24 protein-coding genes are annotated in these 21,123 nt (G+C 59.1%); 4 read left to right on the top strand and 20 right to left on the bottom strand.

The window, feature by feature from the left end:
* Window positions 1–52: 52 nt before the first annotated feature.
* The 4 genes from KYT87_RS27505 to KYT87_RS27490 all read right to left on the bottom strand — a co-directional run bounded on the left by KYT87_RS27505 (window position 53) and on the right by KYT87_RS27490 (window position 2,196).
* On the bottom strand, window positions 53–673 hold the full coding sequence (locus KYT87_RS27505; RefSeq protein ID WP_100854028.1) for a DUF3275 family protein: 621 nt from the start codon (window positions 671–673) through the stop codon (window positions 53–55).
* A 152-nt stretch (window positions 674–825) separates the two neighbouring features.
* Window positions 826–1,089 (bottom strand): hypothetical protein, encoded by a 264-nt coding sequence (locus KYT87_RS27500; RefSeq protein WP_223264752.1) that lies wholly within the window; start codon window positions 1,087–1,089, stop codon window positions 826–828.
* A gap of 66 nt (window positions 1,090–1,155) precedes the next feature.
* Window positions 1,156–1,497, bottom strand: a complete 342-nt coding sequence (locus KYT87_RS27495; protein WP_100854029.1) for a hypothetical protein — start codon at window positions 1,495–1,497, stop codon at window positions 1,156–1,158.
* 90 nt (window positions 1,498–1,587) lie between these two features.
* The gene (locus KYT87_RS27490) at window positions 1,588–2,196 is read right to left on the bottom strand and encodes a glycine zipper domain-containing protein (protein ID WP_100854030.1); all 609 of its coding nucleotides are present in this window, start codon (window positions 2,194–2,196) and stop codon (window positions 1,588–1,590) included.
* 922 nt (window positions 2,197–3,118) lie between these two features.
* On the opposite strand from KYT87_RS27490, the gene KYT87_RS27485 reads away from it, so the two are divergent.
* Window positions 3,119–3,394, top strand: a complete 276-nt coding sequence (locus KYT87_RS27485; RefSeq protein WP_100854032.1) for a hypothetical protein — start codon at window positions 3,119–3,121, stop codon at window positions 3,392–3,394.
* A 249-nt stretch (window positions 3,395–3,643) separates the two neighbouring features.
* Complete coding sequence (locus KYT87_RS27480) at window positions 3,644–4,105, top strand: DUF3577 domain-containing protein (protein ID WP_100854033.1); 462 nt, start codon at window positions 3,644–3,646, stop codon at window positions 4,103–4,105.
* 480 nt (window positions 4,106–4,585) lie between these two features.
* On the opposite strand, the gene pilM is transcribed toward KYT87_RS27480, so the two are convergent.
* The 13 genes from pilM to KYT87_RS27415 form a co-directional block, all read right to left on the bottom strand.
* A complete protein-coding gene (gene pilM, locus KYT87_RS27475; RefSeq protein ID WP_223264753.1) occupies window positions 4,586–4,963 on the bottom strand; it encodes a type IV pilus biogenesis protein PilM in 378 nt (125 codons plus the stop codon).
* A gap of 116 nt (window positions 4,964–5,079) precedes the next feature.
* Entirely contained in the window at window positions 5,080–6,321 is a 1,242-nt protein-coding gene (gene pilV, locus KYT87_RS27470; protein ID WP_100854034.1) for a shufflon system plasmid conjugative transfer pilus tip adhesin PilV, read from the bottom strand.
* Window positions 6,318–7,304: an ATPase, T2SS/T4P/T4SS family gene (locus tag KYT87_RS27465; RefSeq protein WP_223264754.1), complete on the bottom strand. Its 987-nt coding sequence runs from the start codon at window positions 7,302–7,304 to the stop codon at window positions 6,318–6,320. The genes pilV and KYT87_RS27465 overlap by 4 nt, the downstream gene beginning before the upstream one ends.
* Before the next feature lie 8 nt (window positions 7,305–7,312).
* Complete coding sequence (locus KYT87_RS27460) at window positions 7,313–7,879, bottom strand: type 4 pilus major pilin (RefSeq protein ID WP_223264755.1); 567 nt, start codon at window positions 7,877–7,879, stop codon at window positions 7,313–7,315.
* A gap of 50 nt (window positions 7,880–7,929) precedes the next feature.
* Window positions 7,930–8,979 (bottom strand): type II secretion system F family protein, encoded by a 1,050-nt coding sequence (locus KYT87_RS27455; RefSeq protein ID WP_158218662.1) that lies wholly within the window; start codon window positions 8,977–8,979, stop codon window positions 7,930–7,932.
* Entirely contained in the window at window positions 8,966–10,672 is a 1,707-nt protein-coding gene (locus KYT87_RS27450; RefSeq protein ID WP_100854035.1) for a GspE/PulE family protein, read from the bottom strand. The genes KYT87_RS27455 and KYT87_RS27450 overlap by 14 nt, the downstream gene beginning before the upstream one ends.
* 6 nt (window positions 10,673–10,678) lie before the next feature.
* On the bottom strand, window positions 10,679–11,194 hold the full coding sequence (gene pilP / locus KYT87_RS27445; protein ID WP_100854036.1) for a type IV pilus biogenesis protein PilP: 516 nt from the start codon (window positions 11,192–11,194) through the stop codon (window positions 10,679–10,681).
* Complete coding sequence (gene pilO2 / locus KYT87_RS27440; RefSeq protein ID WP_100857565.1) at window positions 11,184–12,512, bottom strand: type 4b pilus protein PilO2; 1,329 nt, start codon at window positions 12,510–12,512, stop codon at window positions 11,184–11,186. The genes pilP and pilO2 overlap by 11 nt, the downstream gene beginning before the upstream one ends.
* 10 nt (window positions 12,513–12,522) lie before the next feature.
* Window positions 12,523–14,151, bottom strand: coding sequence for a PilN family type IVB pilus formation outer membrane protein (locus tag KYT87_RS27435; RefSeq protein WP_223264765.1), 1,629 nt, complete (start codon window positions 14,149–14,151; stop codon window positions 12,523–12,525).
* Between the two features lie 128 nt (window positions 14,152–14,279).
* Window positions 14,280–15,278: a TcpQ domain-containing protein gene (locus tag KYT87_RS27430; RefSeq protein WP_219991333.1), complete on the bottom strand. Its 999-nt coding sequence runs from the start codon at window positions 15,276–15,278 to the stop codon at window positions 14,280–14,282.
* Complete coding sequence (locus tag KYT87_RS27425) at window positions 15,279–16,604, bottom strand: TrbI/VirB10 family protein (protein ID WP_100854039.1); 1,326 nt, start codon at window positions 16,602–16,604, stop codon at window positions 15,279–15,281. It abuts the gene before it with no gap.
* Window positions 16,601–17,569 carry a TrbG/VirB9 family P-type conjugative transfer protein gene (locus tag KYT87_RS27420; RefSeq protein ID WP_100854040.1) on the bottom strand — a complete coding sequence of 323 codons (969 nt, stop codon included), beginning with the start codon at window positions 17,567–17,569 and terminating at the stop codon, window positions 16,601–16,603. The genes KYT87_RS27425 and KYT87_RS27420 overlap by 4 nt, the downstream gene beginning before the upstream one ends.
* Window positions 17,569–18,378, bottom strand: a complete 810-nt coding sequence (locus tag KYT87_RS27415) for a VirB8/TrbF family protein (RefSeq protein WP_088588779.1) — start codon at window positions 18,376–18,378, stop codon at window positions 17,569–17,571. The genes KYT87_RS27420 and KYT87_RS27415 overlap by 1 nt, the downstream gene beginning before the upstream one ends.
* Window positions 18,379–18,624: 246 nt before the next feature.
* Here KYT87_RS27415 and KYT87_RS27410 point away from each other — a divergent pair, with 246 nt between their 5' ends.
* The gene (locus tag KYT87_RS27410) at window positions 18,625–18,837 is read left to right on the top strand and encodes a hypothetical protein (RefSeq protein ID WP_100854041.1); all 213 of its coding nucleotides are present in this window, start codon (window positions 18,625–18,627) and stop codon (window positions 18,835–18,837) included.
* Window positions 18,834–18,995, top strand: coding sequence for a hypothetical protein (locus tag KYT87_RS27405; RefSeq protein ID WP_157814457.1), 162 nt, complete (start codon window positions 18,834–18,836; stop codon window positions 18,993–18,995). Before KYT87_RS27410 ends, KYT87_RS27405 begins: the two co-directional genes overlap by 4 nt.
* 5 nt (window positions 18,996–19,000) lie before the next feature.
* Here the strand turns inward: KYT87_RS27405 and KYT87_RS27400 are convergent, their stop codons facing one another.
* From KYT87_RS27400 to KYT87_RS27390, 3 genes are all read right to left on the bottom strand, one after another.
* Window positions 19,001–20,020, bottom strand: coding sequence for a type IV secretion system protein (locus tag KYT87_RS27400; protein WP_100854042.1), 1,020 nt, complete (start codon window positions 20,018–20,020; stop codon window positions 19,001–19,003).
* 1 nt (window position 20,021) lies between these two features.
* Complete coding sequence (locus KYT87_RS27395; RefSeq protein ID WP_157814458.1) at window positions 20,022–20,159, bottom strand: hypothetical protein; 138 nt, start codon at window positions 20,157–20,159, stop codon at window positions 20,022–20,024.
* 167 nt (window positions 20,160–20,326) lie between these two features.
* Window positions 20,327–21,088: a hypothetical protein gene (locus KYT87_RS27390; RefSeq protein ID WP_088588783.1), complete on the bottom strand. Its 762-nt coding sequence runs from the start codon at window positions 21,086–21,088 to the stop codon at window positions 20,327–20,329.
* Window positions 21,089–21,123: the final 35 nt, after the last annotated feature.

The following is a 21,123-nucleotide window of genomic DNA, read 5'->3' as shown; positions in this document are numbered from 1 at the left end:
AGTTGATAGGGCAGGCCGGCAGATGCCGGCCCAGGATGTAGGGCAAAAGTTCCTACTTGGAATGCCACATTTGAGAGGCCGCACGGAAGCTGTAGTCGAGCCGCTTACCGAGCCAGTCCCGCTGAGACCGAAATAGCGCGCGGTCGACAGAAGGATCAAGCTTCACTGGCTGACGGGCTCTGATTAGCTCGCTGAGCTCTGCGCCGAAGATTTCCTGCAGCTCGCTGTCTTCAATATCGCCAATCGAGGCCACGGGCTCGTCGGGTGCGATCGCTTCAATAGTGGCCGGCGCTGGCAGAGATACAGACACCGGCGCAGGCATGGTGTCTGCTTCTGATTGAGCCGTGACAGGCGGGGACGTACGTTCCTCGTCGGCTGGATCAGGCTCGCTAGCTTGAGTCGGCATTTCGGCGTTGTCTGGTTCATCGCTTTCAAGCATGACTTCGGCCAGCGCAGCCCGTATCTCAATCGTGATCTTTCCGTACCACGTGTAGGAGTGCGGATAGATTTTTGAGATCAAGAATTCACCTGGATAGGTGCCGGATTGGAACTGCTCCAGGATCTTGTCTTTGATCTTGAACTCACCGATCGCTGTTTGCAGCTCGCCGACGTTGAAGTCGCCATTGCCGCCTCGAATCGTCTTGACCTCCAGCGTGCCGGAAATCTTAATCATGGTGTTGCTCCAGAAATAAAAGCGGCCCCCGGAGGGGCCAAGATGAAAGTGAGGGGCTGCGGGCTAAAAGCCCGCACGGGGGATTGAAAACTATGCGTCAGGATCTAAGAGGTTCGAAGGTCCTGGTGCGGCTGGGTGAATTGCTGTTCACTTTACGAAGAAGCTGGATGATCAAGATGTCGTTCAAGCTTCGCCCTAATTTCCTTTGCTACGCCCCGCCATGAATGCGCGTGAAACAGCGGATTCTCGGGCCACTCTTCGAGCGCTTCGTCGCTGAGCTGTGACACGGTTGTTGCGTGCTTGAGCAAGGCGTCGACGACGAACATCTGGGCAAGCGGTCCGAAAGAGGAATACTCCATCAGGTCCGCGACGCATTCGACATTCGTCATTCGTTCGCTGGGGGAAGGGTGGGTCATAACAAGGCCTTCAAGAATATGAGGCCCCCGATCGGGAAGCCCCGATGGGTGAGAGAACGACAAGCCCTACTTAGAGCTTTCAGTGAAGGAGCCGTCCGCCTGGTGCGTGCCGACACGGTTTCCGACGTTGTTGAGACTGTCGTGCAACGTCTCGATGAACATGCTTTCCGGCACGACTATCCCAAAGTTATTGAGGACGGTGCGGTAATAATCGAGATTTTTGCCGAAGGCATTCGATTCGAGAAGATTAGAGTAGAGATAGAAATCCGCCTCATCTGCCTGGGTGGCATCAAGAAGCTCGACCGGCCTGAGAATGACCATGAAAAAGTAGCTCAATTGGCGGTCCCAACCGAGATTCACGGTAATGGGGTGATCTTTGTGAACGGTGTCAAAGTAATGGTTGCTCATTGCAGACCTCGAAAGAGAACCCTATCGCCCCACGGGCGTGGGCCCGGATTGGGAAGAGGCAGGGCGCCGAGTGGACGCCGCTGCCTGGGTTTAAATCGGGACGACGCGTGTCGCGCCGGCACCGCTCAGAACATTTACCCGTTGACCGGGCTTTAACGGAACGTCCGCCTCTTGCGCGACCGCCTGCATCTGGCCGCTATCGAGCCTCACTACGACTTCGATACCTGCGGCTTGAGATGCCTTGCGCTCGACGGAATTACCTGCAATTCCGCCAATCAAAGCGCCCAGGGCCGCTGCGACATAGGACCCCTTATGGTTTCCAATGAAGCTGCCTGCCAAGCTACCGAGTGTGGAGCCCGCAGCCATGCCTGCACCAGAGTTGTAGCTGGCCTGTATGGTGATAGGTCGTGCCGAAAGGACCGTCCCCGATTGGACCTGCTGCACCTGCTGGGCTTGCTGGTAGCTGTACACGCCACCTGATGCGCTTTGGTTCGCACATCCGGCGAGTAGGCCGGCCACCACTACCGTAGTAACGACGGCCGTGCGGCGTGTTTTTTTCGAGCTGATCACTATGCTGTCCACGCGAGCGCGGGCAGCAACAGTGAGCCTTGAGCCGAGCGCAAATGCGCCCCAGATAAGCGAGCCAACGCAAATGCCAAAAGCGATGGAAAGGGCTGCAACGCTGAGGGTTGAACTCATGTCGGTTCTCCAAAATGAAAATGGGGAACCGCCGCCCCAGTCGGGGAGGAAAGTTCCCCGACGGGCTGAAAAAGACACTCCTGGTCGCTAGACCTGCGGTCACCGAATGGTGGAGCCAAACCGCGCACTGCAAAGGATGTCAGATGAGCTCTGACGGGCGTACTGGGCGGAATCCTACACACAACATGCACGGTTTGGCAAGAGCGCTACAGAGCTTTTTAGCTCCCGCGGAGCGTTCTATCATGTGCCCGTTGTGCTGCGCGGTGGCCCGCAATCTGGGCGCAACATAGGATAGAAATTGAACCTCGAACTGTCATCCCCGAAACGCATGAAGCAAAAGGCTTCAGCGGCAGTCTTCCTTGTCGCAGCTATCGGTATATCTGGTTGCGCTGGGAAAGTCCAAGGTCTCCAAGTAGCGCCCGATGGCTTAGACTTTGACTACACGGTAGACACTGGCGCGGCGCTTGGGGTTGTACGTGCGTTCGGGGATCAGGGCAAGACAGTTGTGGTGCTTGATAGGCCGTTGCCAGCCGATATCCGGTCGGTACCCATCTATCTGCAAGGAGGCGTACAGGGGTCGGCAGATGTGCAGGGGAACTACATTATTCTGGCGGGAAAGCCCGATCGGTTTACCGTGCTGCTGCCAGCAGGGAAGGTCGACATCGTCCGATCTACTGCGCCTGCACAGCCGCCGCGGGAATCCGGTGGCGAGTTAGAGGATAGCCCTCAAGCGGAGGCAGCAACGCATCCGGACGATGGGGAGGAAATCGAATCCAACCTCGACTGGGGCGCGGTCGATGGCCAGCGTGCCGGTGCCGCTACATATCACGGGGGGCAGGTGCCCGCGAGGCCAGCCGGCCCTAGCGATGGACGGCAAGGCCCCCTACCCACAAGCATTGAATAACTTGAAAAGGAATTTGCGATGAACATTCTCTCTCCCTGGATCAATAAACTGGCAGTGGGTTCGAAAGCAATGCACGCGCGCCTTGGTGACGTGACAGTGCTTGCCGTGTGCGGTGAGGAGCGGGAAGATCGAGAGGTTGAGTCAGTGTTCCTGGACGCGGACGGCAACACGCTAATGGTTATCGAAGTTGTATCCGCAGCAGAGCTGAGCGAGATAGACCCTTGCCGGGACCTGGCGCCCCGTCGCACTGCGACCGCGACGATATTGCCATTCAAGGCCGCAAGTCCACAGTAAAGGACTCGTGGGGGTCTGGAATTTCCCCACTGCGGTGCGCAAATCTCGTTGATTTCTCGGCCTCGCAAACGTAAGATATCGGCTAGAAAGCGCTCCGACTGCTTATGTCGGAATCTTTTGTAGCAAAGCGGTTTGGCTCCACCATTCGGTGACCGCAGGTCTAGCGACCAGGAGTGTCTTTTTCAGCCCATCGGGGAACTTTCCTCCCCGACTGGGGCGGCGGTTCCCCTTTTCTTTAGGAGATCCGTCATGGCTCAAGCAAACACCCCCAAGTACTTCGACGCCCACCTTCGTGGCCTCGGCTATGTCCGTCGCGTCCGCGAAGTTAAGCCCAAGAAAGGCGCGCCATTCCTGTCGTGCAGTATCAGCATCTTTCACGGTGAAGCGCAGGAAGGCAATGCGGATTCACTCACCTGGCTGAATTGCGACGTCAAGATTGTCGGCAAAGAGGCCATCAAGGTCATGACCGAAAAGCTTCAAGAAGCTGCGAACGACTCCAGCCGAAAGGTCTTGGCGTCCGTGACCATCGGCGATCCGTACATCGATACCTATAAGATCACGACCGGCACTCGTGCAGGTCAAACAGGAGTAGTCCTTAAGGGCCGCTTGCTGAAGATCCACATGGCGAAAGTCGATGGCGTGTTGGTCTATCAGTACGTTGAACCCGAAGCTTCGGCTGAAGGTGTTCGAACTGGCACGGACGGCAACTAAGTCCAAGCCAAACCCCAAAACTCCACTTACGTGGAGTTTTCTTCAATGGACGCCGCCAGCGCCTATTGAAGAGAACTTCGCAGGTTGTTCAGTGCGCGCCGCACTCAAAATGGCGCATCCCGAGTATCTGGTTAGGCTGCTGAACAGGCCAGATGAAAAAAGCAGTGTCCTTCACCCTCATTCGATTCGGCGAATTGGCGTTCCTCGATCGAGACTGAGCTACCCGTCGCGGCCCTGAACCGGCCGCGGCTTTCTCTACGATTCTCCGCTCTGCTAAGGCAGGGCACTTATAGCCCGAGTAGGCTTGCCAGAGGCGATCACGTCGCTTCTGGCAAGCCTACAATTGAGCTTACTCGGGCGCCAACCCCCACCCTACATCCCAGGCCTGCAGCGGCCCATAACGTCTGCAACCTTAGCGCAAGAGCGCATCAACCCCCGCACGGCACTGCCTGGCGGGGGTTTTTTGTTGGAGACGTGCGGTCAGAGGACGTACACCACCGCACCTTCCGGGATAGCACCAGGCAGCACAGCTACTGCCGCCCCTGCCGATGGCGAGTAGAGGTGGCCGCTTCGGGCTATGCCCACCAGGTAGGGCAGCCCCGTCTCCTCTTCTGGGAACATCAGATACAGGTCGGGCTGGGCATCGCCGGGAACGAAGAAGACATATGCCCTGCCGGCGTCGATGTGATTGGCAGTCCCGGCCTGCGGCTTGAACCAGGTCGGTAGATCAAGCGAGCTGTTGGGCGCAGGCCCGGAAAAGGCGGGGTTTACACGGGAAAACTGCGCGACTGCATTCGCATAGATCCGCAAGCTTCCGCCCGCGGAGCTCGCCTCCTGGTGAAGCAGCACATCGACCATGGTTTGGTCGGAACTTGACGCCCAAGCCGCTAAGAGCGTCAGCAGGGCGAATAGGGGAAGCATAAGCAGGCCCATAGAGTCGGCGTCCTGTTAGAAAGCTAGCGCGACAGAGGCGATCATGAAATACCGCAGCATGTGTATCCCTGCCCGACGTTGCCGGCATACAGGCTCTTGCCCATGACCGTATAGAAATTTTGATTGCTGCCGGAGCTCGTCACGCTCGTGACGATCATGCCGGCCGGGCACCATGAATTATCTGCAGGGAGGTTGTCGCTTGCACGGCCGGCGAAGTAATACTCGCAACGCAGCTGCCCACCGCCGGACTTGCGCCAAACGCCTGACTGGCACGCCAAGGGCTCTCCGATTCCTGTGCGGGCCACTAGACCATTTGCTTCGCAAGCCCAACCCTCGCTGGCAACACCGCCGACGTATAGATACTCGTAGGCGTTGAGCCGGCCATGCGAAAAGGTTTGTCCCATTGAACGCACGGCGCCGCCTCGAATCTCGCCATTGGTGACCACATGGTTGTCGTGCAAGACGCGAAGCCAACCGTCATTGCCGGCGGTGTACCAGCCCGTGCTGCTTGCACCGTCGCTGCTCTGGACGATAAGGGCTCCCTTGGTGCTGACATTGCCGGAGGCCTCGACCGTCTGTGTTCGAACAGTGCGGACGTTGTTGAGATCGTTGCCGTTTACGTCGATGCTTGTGTTCATCCGGTTGACCTCCGGCCGGCCGGCGACGGCATTCCGGTAGAGATAGTCGGTTACCTGTCCGGCACTGTTGAAGAACAACGCGGTGGCCAAGTTTCCGCCCGGCAATGAAAGCCCAAAGCTGGCGACCGGCACCTGCCAACTGCCCATCGACCCCTGAGCGATCGCGGGCTGCCTTGTGAGTACGAAGCCGCCGCCTTCCAGCATGGCGGCAGTTCGGCGCAGGTCCGTCTCTGGCACATCCGCCCCGCCTCCGCTAACGAGCAGCGCTTCAAGGATGGCCTGTCCGCCTTGAGTGGCCCGACGAACGGCGAGCGTGTAAGCCTGGCCATAGGGGTTGAGAAGAGGCACGGCTGCGGGCAAGTTTCCGGCGTTCCGTATTGTGTCCAGCGAGACAGTCACGGGGCCGCCCGCGGTAGAGGCCAGAAGCGCAGCGTAGTTGTTCTTGACATACGCGGCGGCGGCATTACCGACTTGCTTTTGATGGAAAGCAGCCTGCCGGCTTGTAATCGTTGCGACGTAATCGGCTTGATACCAGTTCCACAGTCCCATGACCGCTGCGAACAGAAGGGTCACGAGCAAGGCCTCAAGCACCGTGAAGCCAGCTTGCTTGCGTCTGGTCGCGCATACTCGATAGTGTCGTTTCATGTTCGATTCCCAAATATCGCTGCCGCCTTCTGGGCCGCAATTTCCGTGTTCAGCCCGGCGAAATCGCCTTTCCGGATCTTCGCGCGTATTGCGGTGTCTTCTTTGCCATCCAACACCAGCCAGTTGATCTGTAGGCGCTTCGCAATACCCGTAGCTGTCTTTACGGTTTCAAGTTGTTGATGGATCACTGCAGCGATGTTGTCGGCCAGCATTGCATTGAAGGATTCGACAGAAGCGCCGGATCCGGCGCATAGCGACTGCAGCTTGGTGAACGTTAGCTCGGGGCTGTCGGCGTGGAGCGTTGTCAGCACAGGCCATCCATTGCCGCTCACGCGGACGACCTCAATGGCTGATGGCGGGTCGCGTGTCTCGCCCAAGTAGAAGATGTTGGCGCGAGATCGAAGGCCCCGCATTAGCTGTTCCTGATAGCCACCGTGCTCGCGCGCTACCTCGATCTGGATGGCACGTCCCTTTCCGTGAATTCCGTTCAGCGCCGTCTCTGGCGGGTCGGCTAGAGCAATGCCAAGGCCACCGTGCCGTTCCAGGCGATCAATAAAGATGGCGTCGGCCGTGGAAGTTTTGCCGTGCCGCATGCCCCCCGACACCACAACTAGGCCGCTCAGTTTTGGCCGAGTTAGGTGATTGAATAGCCGCTCTGCCATGCCGAGCGACTTCAAGGGCCTTGTCTTTACGTCTGCCCTGGCGAGGATGAAGATGTCTTGAGAATCGACGTCAAAGAGCTGCGTCACTCGGAATTTCTCTTCACCCAAGGTGGCGGTAAATTCGGATTTTGTCAGCGTGCGAAGCGCCTGCCTGCATTGCTGTCGCAGCAAGTTGACGTCGGCCTGCAGATGGCCCGGCACCTTATCGGTGAGGGACTGGCTACCCTCCAGCTCACGAAGCTCCGCGTAATCAGGGCCGATGATCATGTCGACGAATCGCAGGTCAAGCAGGCTTGTAGCCTGCTCCAAGGTAACGGGCATCGTCTCCATCAGCGCGCAGTCAGTACGAGGTCGACGTTGCCGGTGGTCGGGCAATTCGTCATGCTGACGAACTGAGCCGTACGGGACAGATTGGCACGCAGCGGGATGCAGTTGCTGCTCGGGACCGCCCGATAAGTGATGACGAATTGCGTCGCTGTACCCACAACGGTGACTTCTCCGTTCCAGCTGTGATAGAGGGTGCCGGTGGTCGCGCCAATCATATTGCTAGGAATTGCGCCGGCGGCCTGCAATGCGGCGGTGGTCACATTTCCATAGCCGTTCATGTCCCGGAGAAGCTTCGCGCCCTTTACCAGCTGCGCGATGTTCTGAGCTTCTTGGTTGTTCTCGGTATCCTTGTTGAGGACGTAGTAGGCCCCGAAGATCGCCGCAGCCACCACAACCGCCAAGAGCATCCAGGCCAAGAAATTATCAACGGAAGCTCCTGCTTGGCGGGCGAGCGGTGTACCCGCATGAGGCAGGGCGTGTTGGTCGGCCACCTTCACATCGTGCTCCGGCGCGGGCTCGCATTCAGCCAAGTGGTGGTTGATGGAGGAAGGGTTAACGTAGGTCGTCATGTAATGCTCCAAGGATGAAACAGTTGATGCTCTGCGCTATTCGCGCGCGGTTAGAAAGCTCGATCGCCCATTGCGGCGGTTTGCAGTCCGAATAGGCCAAAAAAGATGAGAGCTGCAAGGGCGGTCACGCTGATCAGGCCCACGTAGAAAAAGACCTTCCCAGAGGCTTCAAGGCGCTCTGCAGCAGTCTCTGCGGAGTTGGTCGCAAATTCAGACAGGGCAAAAGCGAAGCCCTCGCGAGACGCGATCGTGGTGATGTATGCGATGGATTCTTCGTCGGGGAACTTGTGGCCAGCAAGCTCCAAGGCGACACCCAGGTTCTTGCCCATGCTCAATCCATACATGGTGTCCTGCAAGCGCTGTTGCAGCCACGGATTGGCGTGCTTGTGAATATGCACCATGGTCTGCAGAAGATCAGCGCCGGCATTGAGCAGAATTGCGAGATTGGAGAAGAAGACCGCACCCTGCATCGTCTTGTATGTCGACCACGGCGGCAGGCACTCAAACGCTGGACGTAGTCGCCCCGTCCAGTTTGGCAACGACCACCGGATTGCGTAGCCCACGCTGACAAGGCCTAGCAGAATGAAGATGCCGTAGTGCCGGACAATCTCGCTCATCCAATAAACGACGGCAGTCTGTCCGGTCCATGTTGCTGGATCGGAGCCTCTGGCGTATATCGGAACAACCTTAAAGGACACAAATGTGAGTAGGACTATCGCCATCACGACGATCACAGACGGATAGGAAACAGCGCTGACGATGGCTGATCGAACTCGCGCTTGACGCTTGATGTGCTTGATCGCGTCGTCGCAACCCGTGGCAATGTCGCCGGCCTTCTGGGCAGAAGCCAGCATAGAGATCTCGGTCGGCGGGAGCCATCCTTCGAACGCCTCTGCAAATCGGTCCCCGCTCATGCCGCTGGACAGTCTTACCAGAACCTCGTGCGCAAAAACGGCGATTACCGCCTTGGGGCGTCGCCCGTTTCGGCTGTGCGCCTTTTGAATGTCGACCAACGCGTCGTAGACCGGCACCTTGGACCGCGCCATGGAATACAGGGTGCGGTAAATGAGCATTCGCCGGCGGGAGCTAAGCTTTGCCATGGCGAGACCTCCATTGGCTAAACAGCGATCCGCTCTTACGTCCATGCAAGCGACCTGGTCGTTGCGGTCGCGCAGCTTCGTTGAGCCAGTCGTCACTATCCAGTGGCCGCACCATCAGCTCACCGAGGTCGGGGTCCACTCGGCCCGCCTCAATCAGGCGAATTAAGTGGGCGCACTGGGTGATCCCGCCCATCTTTTGGACCCAGTACTTTTGCGCGGCGAAGGTTCCCTGTTTGCGATAGACCGACATCAAGGCTGGGTTAGGCGAGACGACCTCGGCGCAGACTGTGCGTCCGACTAGGCCGCGGCGGCAACTAGGGCAACCAGGCCCTCGTACACGAACGCCTGAGACGTCGCAGAAGTGCCGTACACGGTCTCGGAGCCCCACCTCAAGCCGATCCTCTACGTCGCAAAATGGGGCGCTGCAGTGCTGGCACAGGATAGGCACCAGCGCTTGATTGATGATGCCGATGAACAGGGTGGGGTCGGTTAGCAGGTTTCTCGGGACGCCCGAGTCTTCCAGGCGGTCGAAAGAGCTCATTGCGTCTTTCACGTGGAGCGTGGCCAGTGTTGGGTGGCCTGTGAGCGCTGCGCGAATTGCCGAGCGTACGGACGCCTTGCCACGAATTTCACCAATCAGGATCGAGTCGGGGTCTGATCGAAGCATGTGATCGATCGCGTCGACCCAGGCGGCTTCAATCTCTTCTTCACTGGTGCCGGCCGGGATTATTGGCTCTTGGACAGCGACATAAACGACATCGTTGCCATCGCGCTTGGTAACCACGCGAATGGGCTGTTCGACGGGATCCTCGGCCGTGGCGATGATAAGCTCGCCCTCGGCATGTAGAAGAGCCTGCTTGAGATAGTGGTTGAGTGTGGTGGATTTTCCGGAGCCGGTCGTGCCGGTCACCAGCACAATCCCGGACGTCTTGCGCGAAAACAGGCGTATTTGCGTGCATTGTTCCGGCAGATACCCAAGTTCCTCCATCGACTTCGGGGTGTCACCCGTGTCGGGATAGAGACGGATGACGAGCTTCCTCCCGCGGGCTGCTGGGCCGGTCGCGACTCGGCATACGAATAAGCCGGACTGGCGAGCGTAGCGTTCCATCAGGCGGGCATTCTGCTTTCGTGATGGCTCGTAGTTGTCGGGCTTTTCACACATCGACGTGTAGAGCGTCGATACCAGGTCTTCGGCGACGGCTCGATCGAGCGTGAACCGAGCTTCCGGAATGCCGTTGATTCGGTATTTCACATAGGTTTTATCCACGTCCGGCAAGAAGTGGATGTCGCTTGCACCGAGGCGCGCCGCCTCGGAGATCATTCGATTTATTTGTTCTTGCTGCGCTGTCTTTGTACTTCCAGGGCCTTCGGTGATCGATAGCGAAGCGCCATCCTTGGCGGTCTGCTGCAGTCGTTTGATTTCGGAGTGGCTAACCAGCCGCGGGGAAAACGTCACACGGTTAAGGCGCAGGCGCGACATATAGGACATTACGCGCATGTCATCGCTGTGCTCCTCGTCGACGTAGAGCACACCGTCATCGGCCAATACGACGCGGTCGATGACGTACTCGGGAGCCTGCCACGCGCCGCCCACCGCGCTCAAGTTCTGAACGCGACGGAGCGGCTCGGCCGCTGAGGGGAGCTCCAGGTCCTCGGTGCCAGGGGCATTTGGGGCGTGGATCGTGGTGTCCATGGTCGCTTACCTTCCGGGTTGGAATGGCATGGCAGTGCCAGGGAACGGAGAGTTAAGCCGAACCGGGCCGTCGGATACCGCTTGAGGAGCTTCTGCGGAAAAGCCCAAGCGGAGATCTTGACCGTTGCGGGTCAAAACGACGCGGTCGACAGAAACGGCCTTCACGCGGTATCCCCCGGGCACGTCTTCGCCGGGCCGCGCAGTCGCCTGGGCGCCGCCGGCATACACGAGAACGGCGTAAAGCTGGCTGCCAACGCCTTGGACAGAGCGGACAGCGGGAACACCAGTCGCGCTGCGGTCTTCGACCCGCGAGGTCTTTTCGTAGGCCATCTTTGCTTCGTTCATGCCGGTGAGCGCTTCGTACGTAAGCCGGCGGAGTTGAATGTCGGCAAGTTCCGCAAGCGTGCCCGCCGGCGGCGGGCTGTGATCAGTCGTTCGCGCGACTTGCGCGCCGGCGTGTGGGGTCGAAGCAAAAAGCAAAGTCAGGGCCGCGCAAAGCGCGGCTGCGGTCCTACTTTCCATAGATCTCACCTTTCATCGAGTAGGAGAGCTTTCTCTCCTTGATGGTCGTAGACTGTTCCAGCAGGCGCACGCCTCGTGTGTCGAACCCCTTGAAAATGGAGTCTGCGGGCCAGTCGGAAGTTATTTCGAAGGTTGCGGTCGCCCAGTCCGGTGGTTGTGTGGTCCCTTGGCTACCTAGTTCTCCCGGACTGGGCGGAGCCTTTGGCGAGACCGTGATCGGAATAATCTGCTTTTGGAGATGCGACACCAGGCTGTCGACTCTGAAGCCGATGTCCGCCATCTCGTCGTCTCCGCCGGCCGGTGCTTTGGATATGACTCGCACGGTCGCCTGGTTGGCGTCTGCTTGGATAGAAACGGTGGCGCCTGGCGAGAAAGCGGAGGCTGCGGCCGCTCGGAAATCCAGGACAGTCGCGCGTGGTAGTCGCACGTACGCTGCCTCGAAGCCACTGGGCCTGCAGTTGAGACCTTTGAGTTCCCACGCGCTGACATAAAGTGGAGCTGATCGTGCGGCGTGCTCGCAATGTGCAATCATGGCCGGCACGGACGGCGTGGTCGTCCATGGATGCACCAGAGCTGCCGGCAGGACATTTTGGCCGCTATCCAGTTTGACGCGCGCCAGCTCTGCCTGGCGCAGCTGTTCTAGGCGTTCTTGCCGTTCACGCTCGTGCTCACTCCACACGTAAAAGGCGATGGCGGATGAAATTAGCGCCAGCACCGTAGCTGCAACAAGCACCCATTCCCGCCGGCTTAGGCCAAAGCGAAGGGGCTTCAGCTTATGTTCCCTTGCTGCAGCTTTCTCAAGAGCCGCCAATGTGACGGACGCATCCCCCCCAAATTCGAGCTCTGGGGGTGCGTAGACCGTAACTTCCTTGCCCTTGGATGAGAGAAGGGCGTAGAGGGCTCGCACCGCCTCTTGAGCTTGCTCCAGGGTTTGAAAAACAACGTCGGAATCCGGTACTACGCCGCCGTCCTTAAACGCGACAATCGCGAACCGGCCATCTCCTACGGCGAAGGCTGCAATAAGGGGGTCCAGAGTGGACTGCCCTTCTTTGCGTAGGAGCAGGTCGGCCACGATCGAAGCCAGGCTGAACATGCCTTTCTGAACGCCCGCTTGTTTGCGGACGAAGCCGGCCTGAATGATCGTGGGGAGTCGCCGGATAGCGACGATGTCCATCCCGTCCCGCTTTCCGATCTCCCGAGCCTCCTTCATCACCTTTTGAGGCTGCGATAGCGTCTGCCAGTAAAGCCCGGACACGAGCGACTTCGAGCCAGCAGAGATGACCGTCACGCTGCCAGCGTGTGCTTGGGTTTGAGCCATAGTAGCCACCTCAGCTAGACCTCGCGCCGTACTGGCCAGAGGTATCCGTCATTTCTTGAATCTCGGAATCGTCCTCTAGCACAATCGGGGTGATCAGAATGACGACCACTTCACGCCTGTTGTTGGTGGAGCCGCCGCCACCGGTAAGCCAATTCGACGCGCTGAACATGCCGCTGCGATTGCCCCGATCGACGTTCTGCTCGAAGCCGGAGAGAATCAGCGTCTGGCCAGATCTCAGTCGCACGCGCTGCGAAAAGATTCGGCTATCAACCTCCGGAACCTCGATTGAGTTATCGCCACTGGTGACGGTTCGCAAGCGCGGGTCTGTGGAGAGGTTCATCGTGAACTGCAGGAGCATTTGATCGCTGTCGATCATGAACGGCAGCAGGTCCATCGAGAATCCCGTCGTGACGGTGCCGGGCGTTAGGGCCGAAGTTGATCCGACCTGCGCGGTTGCGGTGTTAGACACGGCGGCTAGGTAGCTCGTCTGCTTGGCAACCTGGACGGGCACGGGTTGATAGTTGAGTGTGGTGACAGAGGGCTGTGTCACGATTGACACGCGGCCTTGGCTCGACAGCGCGCGGAGAATGGCCTTTGAACCGGCGAACTGGCCAGCGGTGCCGGTTGCGGTGTCCAAGATCCCTATCGATGCAGACCCAGCACTCGATGCAGCAGTAAATGCATTCGCGACTGTGATCCCATAATTACCATTCAACGATTTATAGACCGCTGTCAGGTCCAACCCCTGGTCGTCGGTCTCCGTCCGCTGTACGACCGCGACGGTGATGTTGAATAGCGCCTGACGCGTGATATTGCGATTCTCCGTCTTGAGATATGCAGCGATCCGGCTGAGCACGTCCGGTGTGTCTGTGACGGCGACGGTCCCCGTGCTGACAGACAGACTGGACTGCCCTAATCCGGGCGTCAGCATGCTCTTTATCATGCGATCGACGTCTTCGGCCAAGTTCGACTCAATCGAGACCATAGTGGTCTGCGTCGAGCCCCCTGAGACCGTGCTTCCGCCCGACCCGGAGGACGAAGTGGCGCCGGACGCGCCTTGGCCGCCAGCGCCCGATGACGAGAGCTGGGTGCCGGACTGGACGACCGACTGCATATTGGTTTTCGACTGGATCGCGTATATGCGGAAGACTTTGGTGTCTAAGTAGTGGATCTGCACGGCGCCGTCGCGAAAGCTCCAGCTCAGCCCGAGGCGCGCGGTGACCGCGTCAAGAAGGCCAGGCAGAGGCTTGCCGTCCCAACGAATCCCTGAAATCGTCGTGTCACGAGCAGACATGGAGAGGGGCGCGGAGGCGGATCCGCCAGCGCCCAGCGCGCCTACACCCCCTGGCGGCATGGGTCCGCTTGAGCCGCTTGGTGGTGTCATATCGGGCGTCCGCGATCCCACGCGGCTCCCGCCGCTCAGCGCCGCGATAGCGTCTGCCGTGATTCGGACGGGAACGCCGCATAGAGCCGTTACCGTCTGCCCGAATTCAAAGACGCTGATCGGCGCGGCTGGAACAAAGGTGATTGGACATTGAAGCGGTGCTGGATACGCCGCGGTCGATGGCCGTAGGATCGGGGTTTTGGACACCCAGGGACGATCGATTACCTCGACAGCGCGATCGCGAACTTTGCGCATACTGGCCGCGGAGGCGGCGTGTTCGCCATAGGAATCATCAACGCGCGCCTCTGTGTCTTTTATCCGCTGCAGGGCGCAGCCTGAGAGTGTCGTCGCTACAGCCACAGCCAGTACGATTGCCCTTTTCATTACTTCTTCTCCCAGACTTCCAATACCTTGTTGTCTCGATATGCGAGACCTCGAAACTTCCTTTTCGCGACGTCGTACGCGGACAAGAGATCGTTTGCCGCATCCCAGAACTCGCCACGAAACGTGGCCGGAGCTTCAATTGCGTAGTCGAAGTCAGGTTGCCATTTCACGGACTGCCAGCCAGCCGTCTGCGCCCATTCGTCGAGCGTTTGCTGAACGGTCTTTCCGACATCGGCATGCCACTCCTGGACGGGTGCTGGCCCGACCGCATTGCCGGTGATGGGAACGTCGGTGCTGGATACGTCGACGGTAGCTACGACCGGGCCGCCGCCCTTGGTGTCTACGGGCTCCGTCTCGGCAGGGTTGGAGGAACGACGGGGTGCAACCTCAGGCGCAGATCCTCCGATTGCGACTCCCATGAATGCCGCGAGACTCGCCCCGTCAGGCACAGACGGGGTCAGAGGCTGTACGGCTGCCTGGACGGGCGGGGCCGTCACGACGATCGGCTTGTAGGACGGATCCGGGCCTGCCGCTGCATCAGCGGCCGTGCGGCGAAATGCCAACTGTTCCCTGGTGGCGGGCGTCGACGCGCTACCGGTCTGCCTAGAAGGCGTCGCCATGCCGGTATAGCTACCCTCCGGTGGTAGGCCAGCCCGCCAAGCAAGTGCCTCCCGTCGCCCCAGCCTGAAGGCGAGGCGGGCTTCCATATGAGGAATGACGATATAGGGGGACTGGGCTTCCCATGCCAGCAAGATACGACCGCCTGGCGCATCGGCAAATATGGCGGGAATTTCGGTGCCTGGCGCGAATTGCAGATAAACCCTTTGGCCGTTGTCGAAGACCTGAACAGGAGAAATGCCACTGTCTCCCGATTGCTTCCAGTTGAATTCATAGAATGCGGGCCGCGCAACGGCAAACTCAGGCTGCGCGGCGACGGAGATCGGCGCGAGCAGCGCGAGGCAGACGCCCGCGAATAGGGAGGAAAGGCGATGCTCCATTTAGTAGCTCCTGACGATGTTCGGGTCGAGCACGAGGTCTCGCGCGACGACGATGTTGATCTTGTCGGCCGGTTCGAGCGTGAGCGTTCGCTTGATCGATTGATTCCGCTGCAGGATTTGCCTGACCGTATCGCTGAGGGCCTGGCCAGCAGTGCCCGTCAGCGTCGACGTGGAGCTGCCGTTGTTTGACCCACTGCTGCCGACGTTGATTGTCACGTTCTGGCTGTTGTCATAGCGGCCCGCCAATGCCGCCACAGCAGCCACGCCAAATGCACTGCCAAACCGCTCCCAGAAGTGGTCGTCGACTTTCGCGGCAATGCCGGCAGCTCCTGTGCGATCAGATATGTCCCAACCGCCCAGGGCCACTCTGGCGCCGCTCGGAAAGTCCATTCTGTTGACCGACATAAGCATGCGGCTTTGGCCTTCGGCTATATCCGTGCTTACCTCCCCGGTAAGGGCTGTACCCTTTTCAATCAGAAGGTGCGTGCCATGAACGCTGTCGTAGATATCCGATGTCACCAATGCTCGGAAAGTGCCTGGGGCGTCAGTGTTTAACGACTGTTGAATCACTGCTGGAATGATCCAGCCTTCTCGGATGTAGTACGGGGATGGGGCAGCGGACGCGAAAAGGGGGGATTTGATACCGGCAGAGTTACCGACCTGTCCTCCAGGGGCGGCCTGCGGCCCGACACCTTGCCCGACCGTGTTGGCCGACTGGCCTCCTGGCGGGACCGGAGGCACATTCGGTCGCGCGAATCCGCTGGTATCAATGCCGGCCGCGGCGGCGATCGCCGTGACATCGCGAAGGGCGGATTCGGGTGTAGCCATTGCGCGCGGTGATGGGCCGGAAGCGCCCGCCACAGGTTCATCCTGCTCTTGGGATTCCCAGAAGCCAATTTCGATACCAGAGAGATCCTCTTGCTGTGCCAGTCTCGTATTGCCGCGGTGCTCTTCGATCCGTTTGGCATCGGCTTCTGTACGTGTGGGCTGAGATGGCGCCGCATGCTCTGCCGGCTGACTCGGATCCTTCGCGGGCGCATGGACTGTCTCTTCCTCGTTGCGAGCCAGGCGGTCCCGAAGCTGGTCTGCAATCAGTCGTTGGACCGCAAACGGGTTACCAGCTTCCTTCGCTGCGCGATCTTGCTCTTCTTTTTTGGCGCGAGCTTCCGCGGCAGACTCGGGTGCCACGCCGGCGATTCGTCGAATCACGACAAAGCCGAGAACGACCGCAATGAACGTGATCAGCACGATCTTGACCAGTCCACGGGACACAGCTGTGCGACGCTGCGGAGACGCCCCGGCAGGAGGATTTGTGACGGCGCTCATTGGTACGACGCATTGTTGAGGTTTTTGACACCCGACACGCCGCAACCGAACAGGCCGCAGGCCTTACCTCGGCGGTTGAATACACGGACTTCGTCCTTACGCAGCTTGAGGAGCGCGCCGTCGGGAAACAGGCGCTGAACGACAAAGTAGTTGCGGCGTACCGTAAAGTTGACGAGCTCAGCAGTTCCATCGGCACCCAGCGCGAAGATGGCGGGAATCTCCTGTACATCGGAAGGAAGCTGGATCCAGGTGAACTTGCCGTCATCGAACACCATGGCCGGCTTGAAAGGTGCATCCCCGTCAATGCGATAGTCAAAGTTCGCCTTGGAGATGTCGACAATATCGGCCGGCCGTGCGTCGTGGTCTGACCGGCCACTAGGAGCGGGGCGGCGGGCGGCAGGCCCGGGAGCATCCCACTCTGAGCCGGCCATCGGCCCATTCTGCTTGCTCGGCATGGCGCCGTTGCCGCCGAACGTGTCCAGGCCGGCCGAGGCCAGATCTTGGTCGGCGTCTCCGGTCCAATTCACGCGCTTGTAATACGAACCTTTCGAGGCAGAGACGAACGTGACCTGGTAGGTGCGCAGGTTCGTGATAATCGTGGCGGTATTGAGCAGGTTGTCGCCTTTCGACATCACAAACAAGTCGCGCTTCGTGCGCGCCGGCTTGAACGTCCAGCGGCTCGCGCTAGTGTCCGACGCGTAATAGCCCTTGAGGGTCTCCCCTGGCGCGAACTCCAGGTGGACCATCGTGAATGGGCGCATCAGCACGGGATAGTCGTAGTCGCGGTCAAAATTGAACGTGACCAGTCTCGCGTCTAGGGGCATAGGGACGGCCGCGTTGGGACCAGCGTTGGCCCGCTTTTGAGCAAGTGCCACCTCTGCTCTGACGTCGCTCTCTTGTGCTGCGATGGTGCCCGAGCACAGCAGGCAGACGACAGCGGTAAGAATGCAAGTGACTCTGCGCATTACTGTGCTCCCAGAGGTCGGACGCTGCTGGGGCCGAAGTAATCGGTGAGCGTCCACCACTCGACCTTGACGCCCAGTGGATTGGATCGTTGCTCTTCGATGCCCTGTTTGTCTGTGGATAGCAAAAACCGGACGGTCAAGAGCTTGGTCTTGGGGTCGCCAAACTCCTTCCCGTTGACGCGCTCCTGAAGCGTCAAGAGCATGTAGGCTTGTTTGCCGTCTACGCTGTACGTAGTGGAATTCTCGGTGACCTCGCGTGTAAGGCCCTGCTGGTCTGCGATGCGAGCCCCAATGGGATCTACCTTGGCGAAGTAGTTCGTGACCTGGTCTGTGGCTGCGCCGATGGTCCAGCTGGTCGCCTTGGGAATGTCTACGTCGATTGAGTCGGACGGATTGGGCTTAATCGTCAGCAGCCAGGTCGCCCATTGGCGCAAAAAGAACGTCTTGTTAGCCGTTTCCGGGGTAAAGCGCTCTGCCACGCGATCAGAGATCCAGACGGCACCTGACCGCGCATCCCACTCGACAAAGTAGGGCGTCTGCTGCTTAAGCGGAACCAGTTGGAATAACGCAATTCCCTCAATGGTCGCAACGAGGAAAAATCCAAACGCGACGATTGCTGATCGATCGGCTTGTTGTAGGGGACGCTGAAAAACGGCGTAGTACAGTCGATGGGCGCGCTCGGTCAAGGGCAGCACATGTGCATCGAATTCTGGTGTGGCGGGTGCTTGACCAGCGGGGCCTGTAGTGTCCGCAGGGCGAAGATCGGGACGGCGGCGGCTCATGAAGCGGCTCATGAATTTGAGGGGCATGATTAGGCTCTGCGATGTTGGATGAGTGATGGCGCCGTGCGGTGAGCAAGGCCAATGCACTTATCTCTTGAAGAAAGTCCGTAGGAAGGGGTAAACTGGGCCTGAAAGTTCGATCCGTGGCCTCGATTTATCTTGGCCAAACCAGCGGGCAGGGCGCCCATGCGGAGGCCCTCCATACCAGAATGATCCGAATTGCCGTTTGGTAGACTCGGATCCGTCGAACAAGAAACGTATGGGGTACTTTCCATGTCCAGAGCAAAACTCGTGTTGCTGCTCACAGTCGTCGCGATCGCCGGCGGCGCGACGGTATTTGCGCTACAGAAGCCGCAAGAGCGCGCTGCAACTATGTCGATTGAGCAATCCAGCGTGGCGAAGCGCGAGTCCTTCAAGCAGATGACACCGCTTTGCCTGGCGGGCATGGACTGCCCTGCAAACGCAGCTGCTGGAGAGAAAAAATGAGCGGACTTGTTGGCTTCGTTGTTCTCGGGCTCTTGGCGCGCGCCTTCCTGAAGGGGTTCGCCTCGGCCGGCCGCGAGGAAGGCGGCGGCGAGACTTACGCGACCCGCTTCGACAAAGAATGGGAAGAAGACTGGGACCGCGAAGCGCGGGAAGGCTGATCGCATTACCGCTTGCCTCCGCTACGCAGGATTTTCGCGGCCACACCTCGGCCTACCATTCCGCGCCCGAAGCTCTGTGCGTTCGAGCTGCCGCCCGACACGAGCCCTTGAGCAAGACCTGGAACTTGCCACATCATGAAGGCTGCGATAAAGCCAAGAAGCGCGATAGCGATCATCGCGATCTCATTCGAAGCGAAATAGAGATCAGCTTCTTTTCGACTGTCGATCTTGTCGTAGAAACCGACCAAAGTCGGGACGATCCCTTTCGTTACCAGAACAGCGACGAACCACGCGACTAACTGCTGCAGCGACGCGGCGATCATGAAACGCAGCCAGCCATCGAACAAAAATGAGACGGCCGGAATGATGGAGAGGCCCACGAGCAATGGACCAAGGGCCAGGCCGAGCTGCAACATGACATACGACATTTGCAAGACGACGATGAATGCGATCGACATCAGCACCATCGCGATGATGGCAAGTACTTGGCACAGGAAGATCACCAAGATAATCGGCAGGTTCTTCAGGATCTCGAAGAAGCCAATCTGATCCTTGCTGACACATTCTGAAGGACGGGAGTCGACGATCCAGTCCAGAGGGTTCAGCGACCATCCACCGTGGATCTTGCAATAGAGCGACTTTTCAGATTCCTTCCGCTTGCCGTCGGCAATTAGCGAAATGGTATCCATCGTCAGCTTCAGTATTTCGACGGGATTCGCCGAGCCCTTTGTAATCTTGGTCGCGGCCTCTTGAGTGGCCGTAACGAACATATCGCGCGGCACCCCGTTCATGCTCTGGACGATTACCATGACAACCCCCATCCTCAAGATCAGGTTGAACAGGCTCACCAGAAACTTGACGGTGTCGCTGGCTAAAAAGTAGTCGCGTAACAGGAACCACACGGCTGTGCCGGACGCTCCAACGGACAGGATGATCAGGCCTTCTTCTTTGAAGATATCGGCCATGGCAAAGCCTGCCGTGTTGACCGCCGAGAACGCTTGATTGAATAGGCTTGCGACGTCCACATCAGCCTCCGAATTGCCAGCCGAGCGCTCGCACGCCGGCGTCGAGCGCGTAAAGCGCCGTCAACGCAATCGCGACGGCAATAAAGCCGGCGAGCGCATTGGGTGATGTGCAGTCGATCTGCACGATGGCGAGGGCCACCGAAAGGCGCAGGGATTTCGCTGCGGCACGTAGCGGTTTGTGCTCAAGTCGCCCGCGCGCGGCTATTTCAACGCGATACCTACGCCGCTCCCTGCACACGATTCTGAGCTCGTGACGACTACGGCAAAGGACCAAGAGCACCCGCCGGAGAGGCTTTCCAGTCATGTCTATAGACCGAATTCGAGTGCCGGCATCTTTCCGATGGCGGAGCGCTTGCTGGCAGCTTCCTTCGCGACCGCGTCGTAACGCAGTTGGGCACCTTCCACGGATAGCTTGTTGAGGTCTTCTTTCGTCGCTCGGTCTTGTAGATCGAGGACGACCTGACGCTGCATAAGGCTGCGCATTTCAAGAAGCTCCCCGGCCAAGACACTCGACTGCTGGTTCAGCAGCTGCAGGCCTTGGACGTTTCCCTCAATGCCCGGTATCTGTCGGGACAACTGCCGGAGATTCGCGGCGCGAGACGCGAAGGCCTCCATCGTTGCAAAGTCCTGGTCAAGCTGCTTGCGGTAGACCCCGCCTTTAGTTTGTGCGAGGTGAACATAGGCCGTCCCCCAGCGCTCAGGCGTCATGTCTAGCGACTTCATCTCAGCGCTGGCGCTGTCGTACATGCGCTGAAGCTGCGACCCCGCCTGGTACAGGTCGGAGACACTCGAAACGAGATCGCGCATGGACAGGCCTTGGCCCCCATAAGCCTGATCCGCCAGGTTCAGCACGTTGCCGCCCAGGCGCTGTAGGTTCGTGATGTTCTGTTGCACCATCATCGTCTGTTGAGTCAGCTGCTGGGTTTGGTTCATAACGCTCAGCAGTTGTTGCGCGAAGTTGGCGCCGTCAAAGGTCGGAATCCCCGATGCCCTCGGCGCCGCGGTGATGCAACTTAGGGCGACCGCCGTGGCAGCGCGGATGAACGTCCTTCGGGTTGGTGATTGCATGCTCGGCTCCTCAATAATGAACACGGTTGTAGATT

Source organism: Achromobacter sp. ES-001 (assembly GCF_019448355.1).
In the GTDB taxonomy this organism is placed as follows: Bacteria; Pseudomonadota; Gammaproteobacteria; order Burkholderiales; family Burkholderiaceae_B; genus Achromobacter; species Achromobacter spanius_B.
This window is presented reverse-complemented; position numbering and strand designations above follow the sequence as displayed.

Excerpts from the sequence above, each read along its gene's own strand:
- KYT87_RS27420 (WP_100854040.1), bottom strand. The coding sequence starts at position 17,569 with ATGCGCAGAGTCACTTGCATTCTTACCGCTGTCGTCTGCCTGCTGTGC.
- KYT87_RS27505 (WP_100854028.1), bottom strand. The coding sequence starts at position 673 with ATGATTAAGATTTCCGGCACGCTGGAGGTCAAGACGATTCGAGGCGGC.
- KYT87_RS27410 (WP_100854041.1), top strand. The coding sequence starts at position 18,625 with ATGTCCAGAGCAAAACTCGTGTTGCTGCTCACAGTCGTCGCGATCGCC.
- pilV (WP_100854034.1), bottom strand. The coding sequence starts at position 6,321 with ATGAAACGACACTATCGAGTATGCGCGACCAGACGCAAGCAAGCTGGC.
- KYT87_RS27460 (WP_223264755.1), bottom strand. The coding sequence starts at position 7,879 with ATGACGACCTACGTTAACCCTTCCTCCATCAACCACCACTTGGCTGAA.
- pilM (WP_223264753.1), bottom strand. The coding sequence starts at position 4,963 with ATGGTCGATGTGCTGCTTCACCAGGAGGCGAGCTCCGCGGGCGGAAGC.
- KYT87_RS27490 (WP_100854030.1), bottom strand. The coding sequence starts at position 2,196 with ATGAGTTCAACCCTCAGCGTTGCAGCCCTTTCCATCGCTTTTGGCATT.
- KYT87_RS27450 (WP_100854035.1), bottom strand. The coding sequence starts at position 10,672 with ATGGACACCACGATCCACGCCCCAAATGCCCCTGGCACCGAGGACCTG.
- KYT87_RS27485 (WP_100854032.1), top strand. The coding sequence starts at position 3,119 with ATGAACATTCTCTCTCCCTGGATCAATAAACTGGCAGTGGGTTCGAAA.
- KYT87_RS27500 (WP_223264752.1), bottom strand. The coding sequence starts at position 1,089 with ATGACCCACCCTTCCCCCAGCGAACGAATGACGAATGTCGAATGCGTC.
- KYT87_RS27430 (WP_219991333.1), bottom strand. The coding sequence starts at position 15,278 with ATGGAGCATCGCCTTTCCTCCCTATTCGCGGGCGTCTGCCTCGCGCTG.
- KYT87_RS27405 (WP_157814457.1), top strand. The coding sequence starts at position 18,834 with ATGAGCGGACTTGTTGGCTTCGTTGTTCTCGGGCTCTTGGCGCGCGCC.
- KYT87_RS27390 (WP_088588783.1), bottom strand. The coding sequence starts at position 21,088 with ATGCAATCACCAACCCGAAGGACGTTCATCCGCGCTGCCACGGCGGTC.
- pilP (WP_100854036.1), bottom strand. The coding sequence starts at position 11,194 with ATGGAAAGTAGGACCGCAGCCGCGCTTTGCGCGGCCCTGACTTTGCTT.
- KYT87_RS27495 (WP_100854029.1), bottom strand. The coding sequence starts at position 1,497 with ATGAGCAACCATTACTTTGACACCGTTCACAAAGATCACCCCATTACC.
- KYT87_RS27455 (WP_158218662.1), bottom strand. The coding sequence starts at position 8,979 with ATGGCAAAGCTTAGCTCCCGCCGGCGAATGCTCATTTACCGCACCCTG.
- KYT87_RS27465 (WP_223264754.1), bottom strand. The coding sequence starts at position 7,304 with ATGCCCGTTACCTTGGAGCAGGCTACAAGCCTGCTTGACCTGCGATTC.
- pilO2 (WP_100857565.1), bottom strand. The coding sequence starts at position 12,512 with ATGGCTCAAACCCAAGCACACGCTGGCAGCGTGACGGTCATCTCTGCT.
- KYT87_RS27415 (WP_088588779.1), bottom strand. The coding sequence starts at position 18,378 with ATGCCCCTCAAATTCATGAGCCGCTTCATGAGCCGCCGCCGTCCCGAT.
- KYT87_RS27435 (WP_223264765.1), bottom strand. The coding sequence starts at position 14,151 with ATGCGCAAAGTTCGCGATCGCGCTGTCGAGGTAATCGATCGTCCCTGG.
- KYT87_RS27425 (WP_100854039.1), bottom strand. The coding sequence starts at position 16,604 with ATGAGCGCCGTCACAAATCCTCCTGCCGGGGCGTCTCCGCAGCGTCGC.
- KYT87_RS27480 (WP_100854033.1), top strand. The coding sequence starts at position 3,644 with ATGGCTCAAGCAAACACCCCCAAGTACTTCGACGCCCACCTTCGTGGC.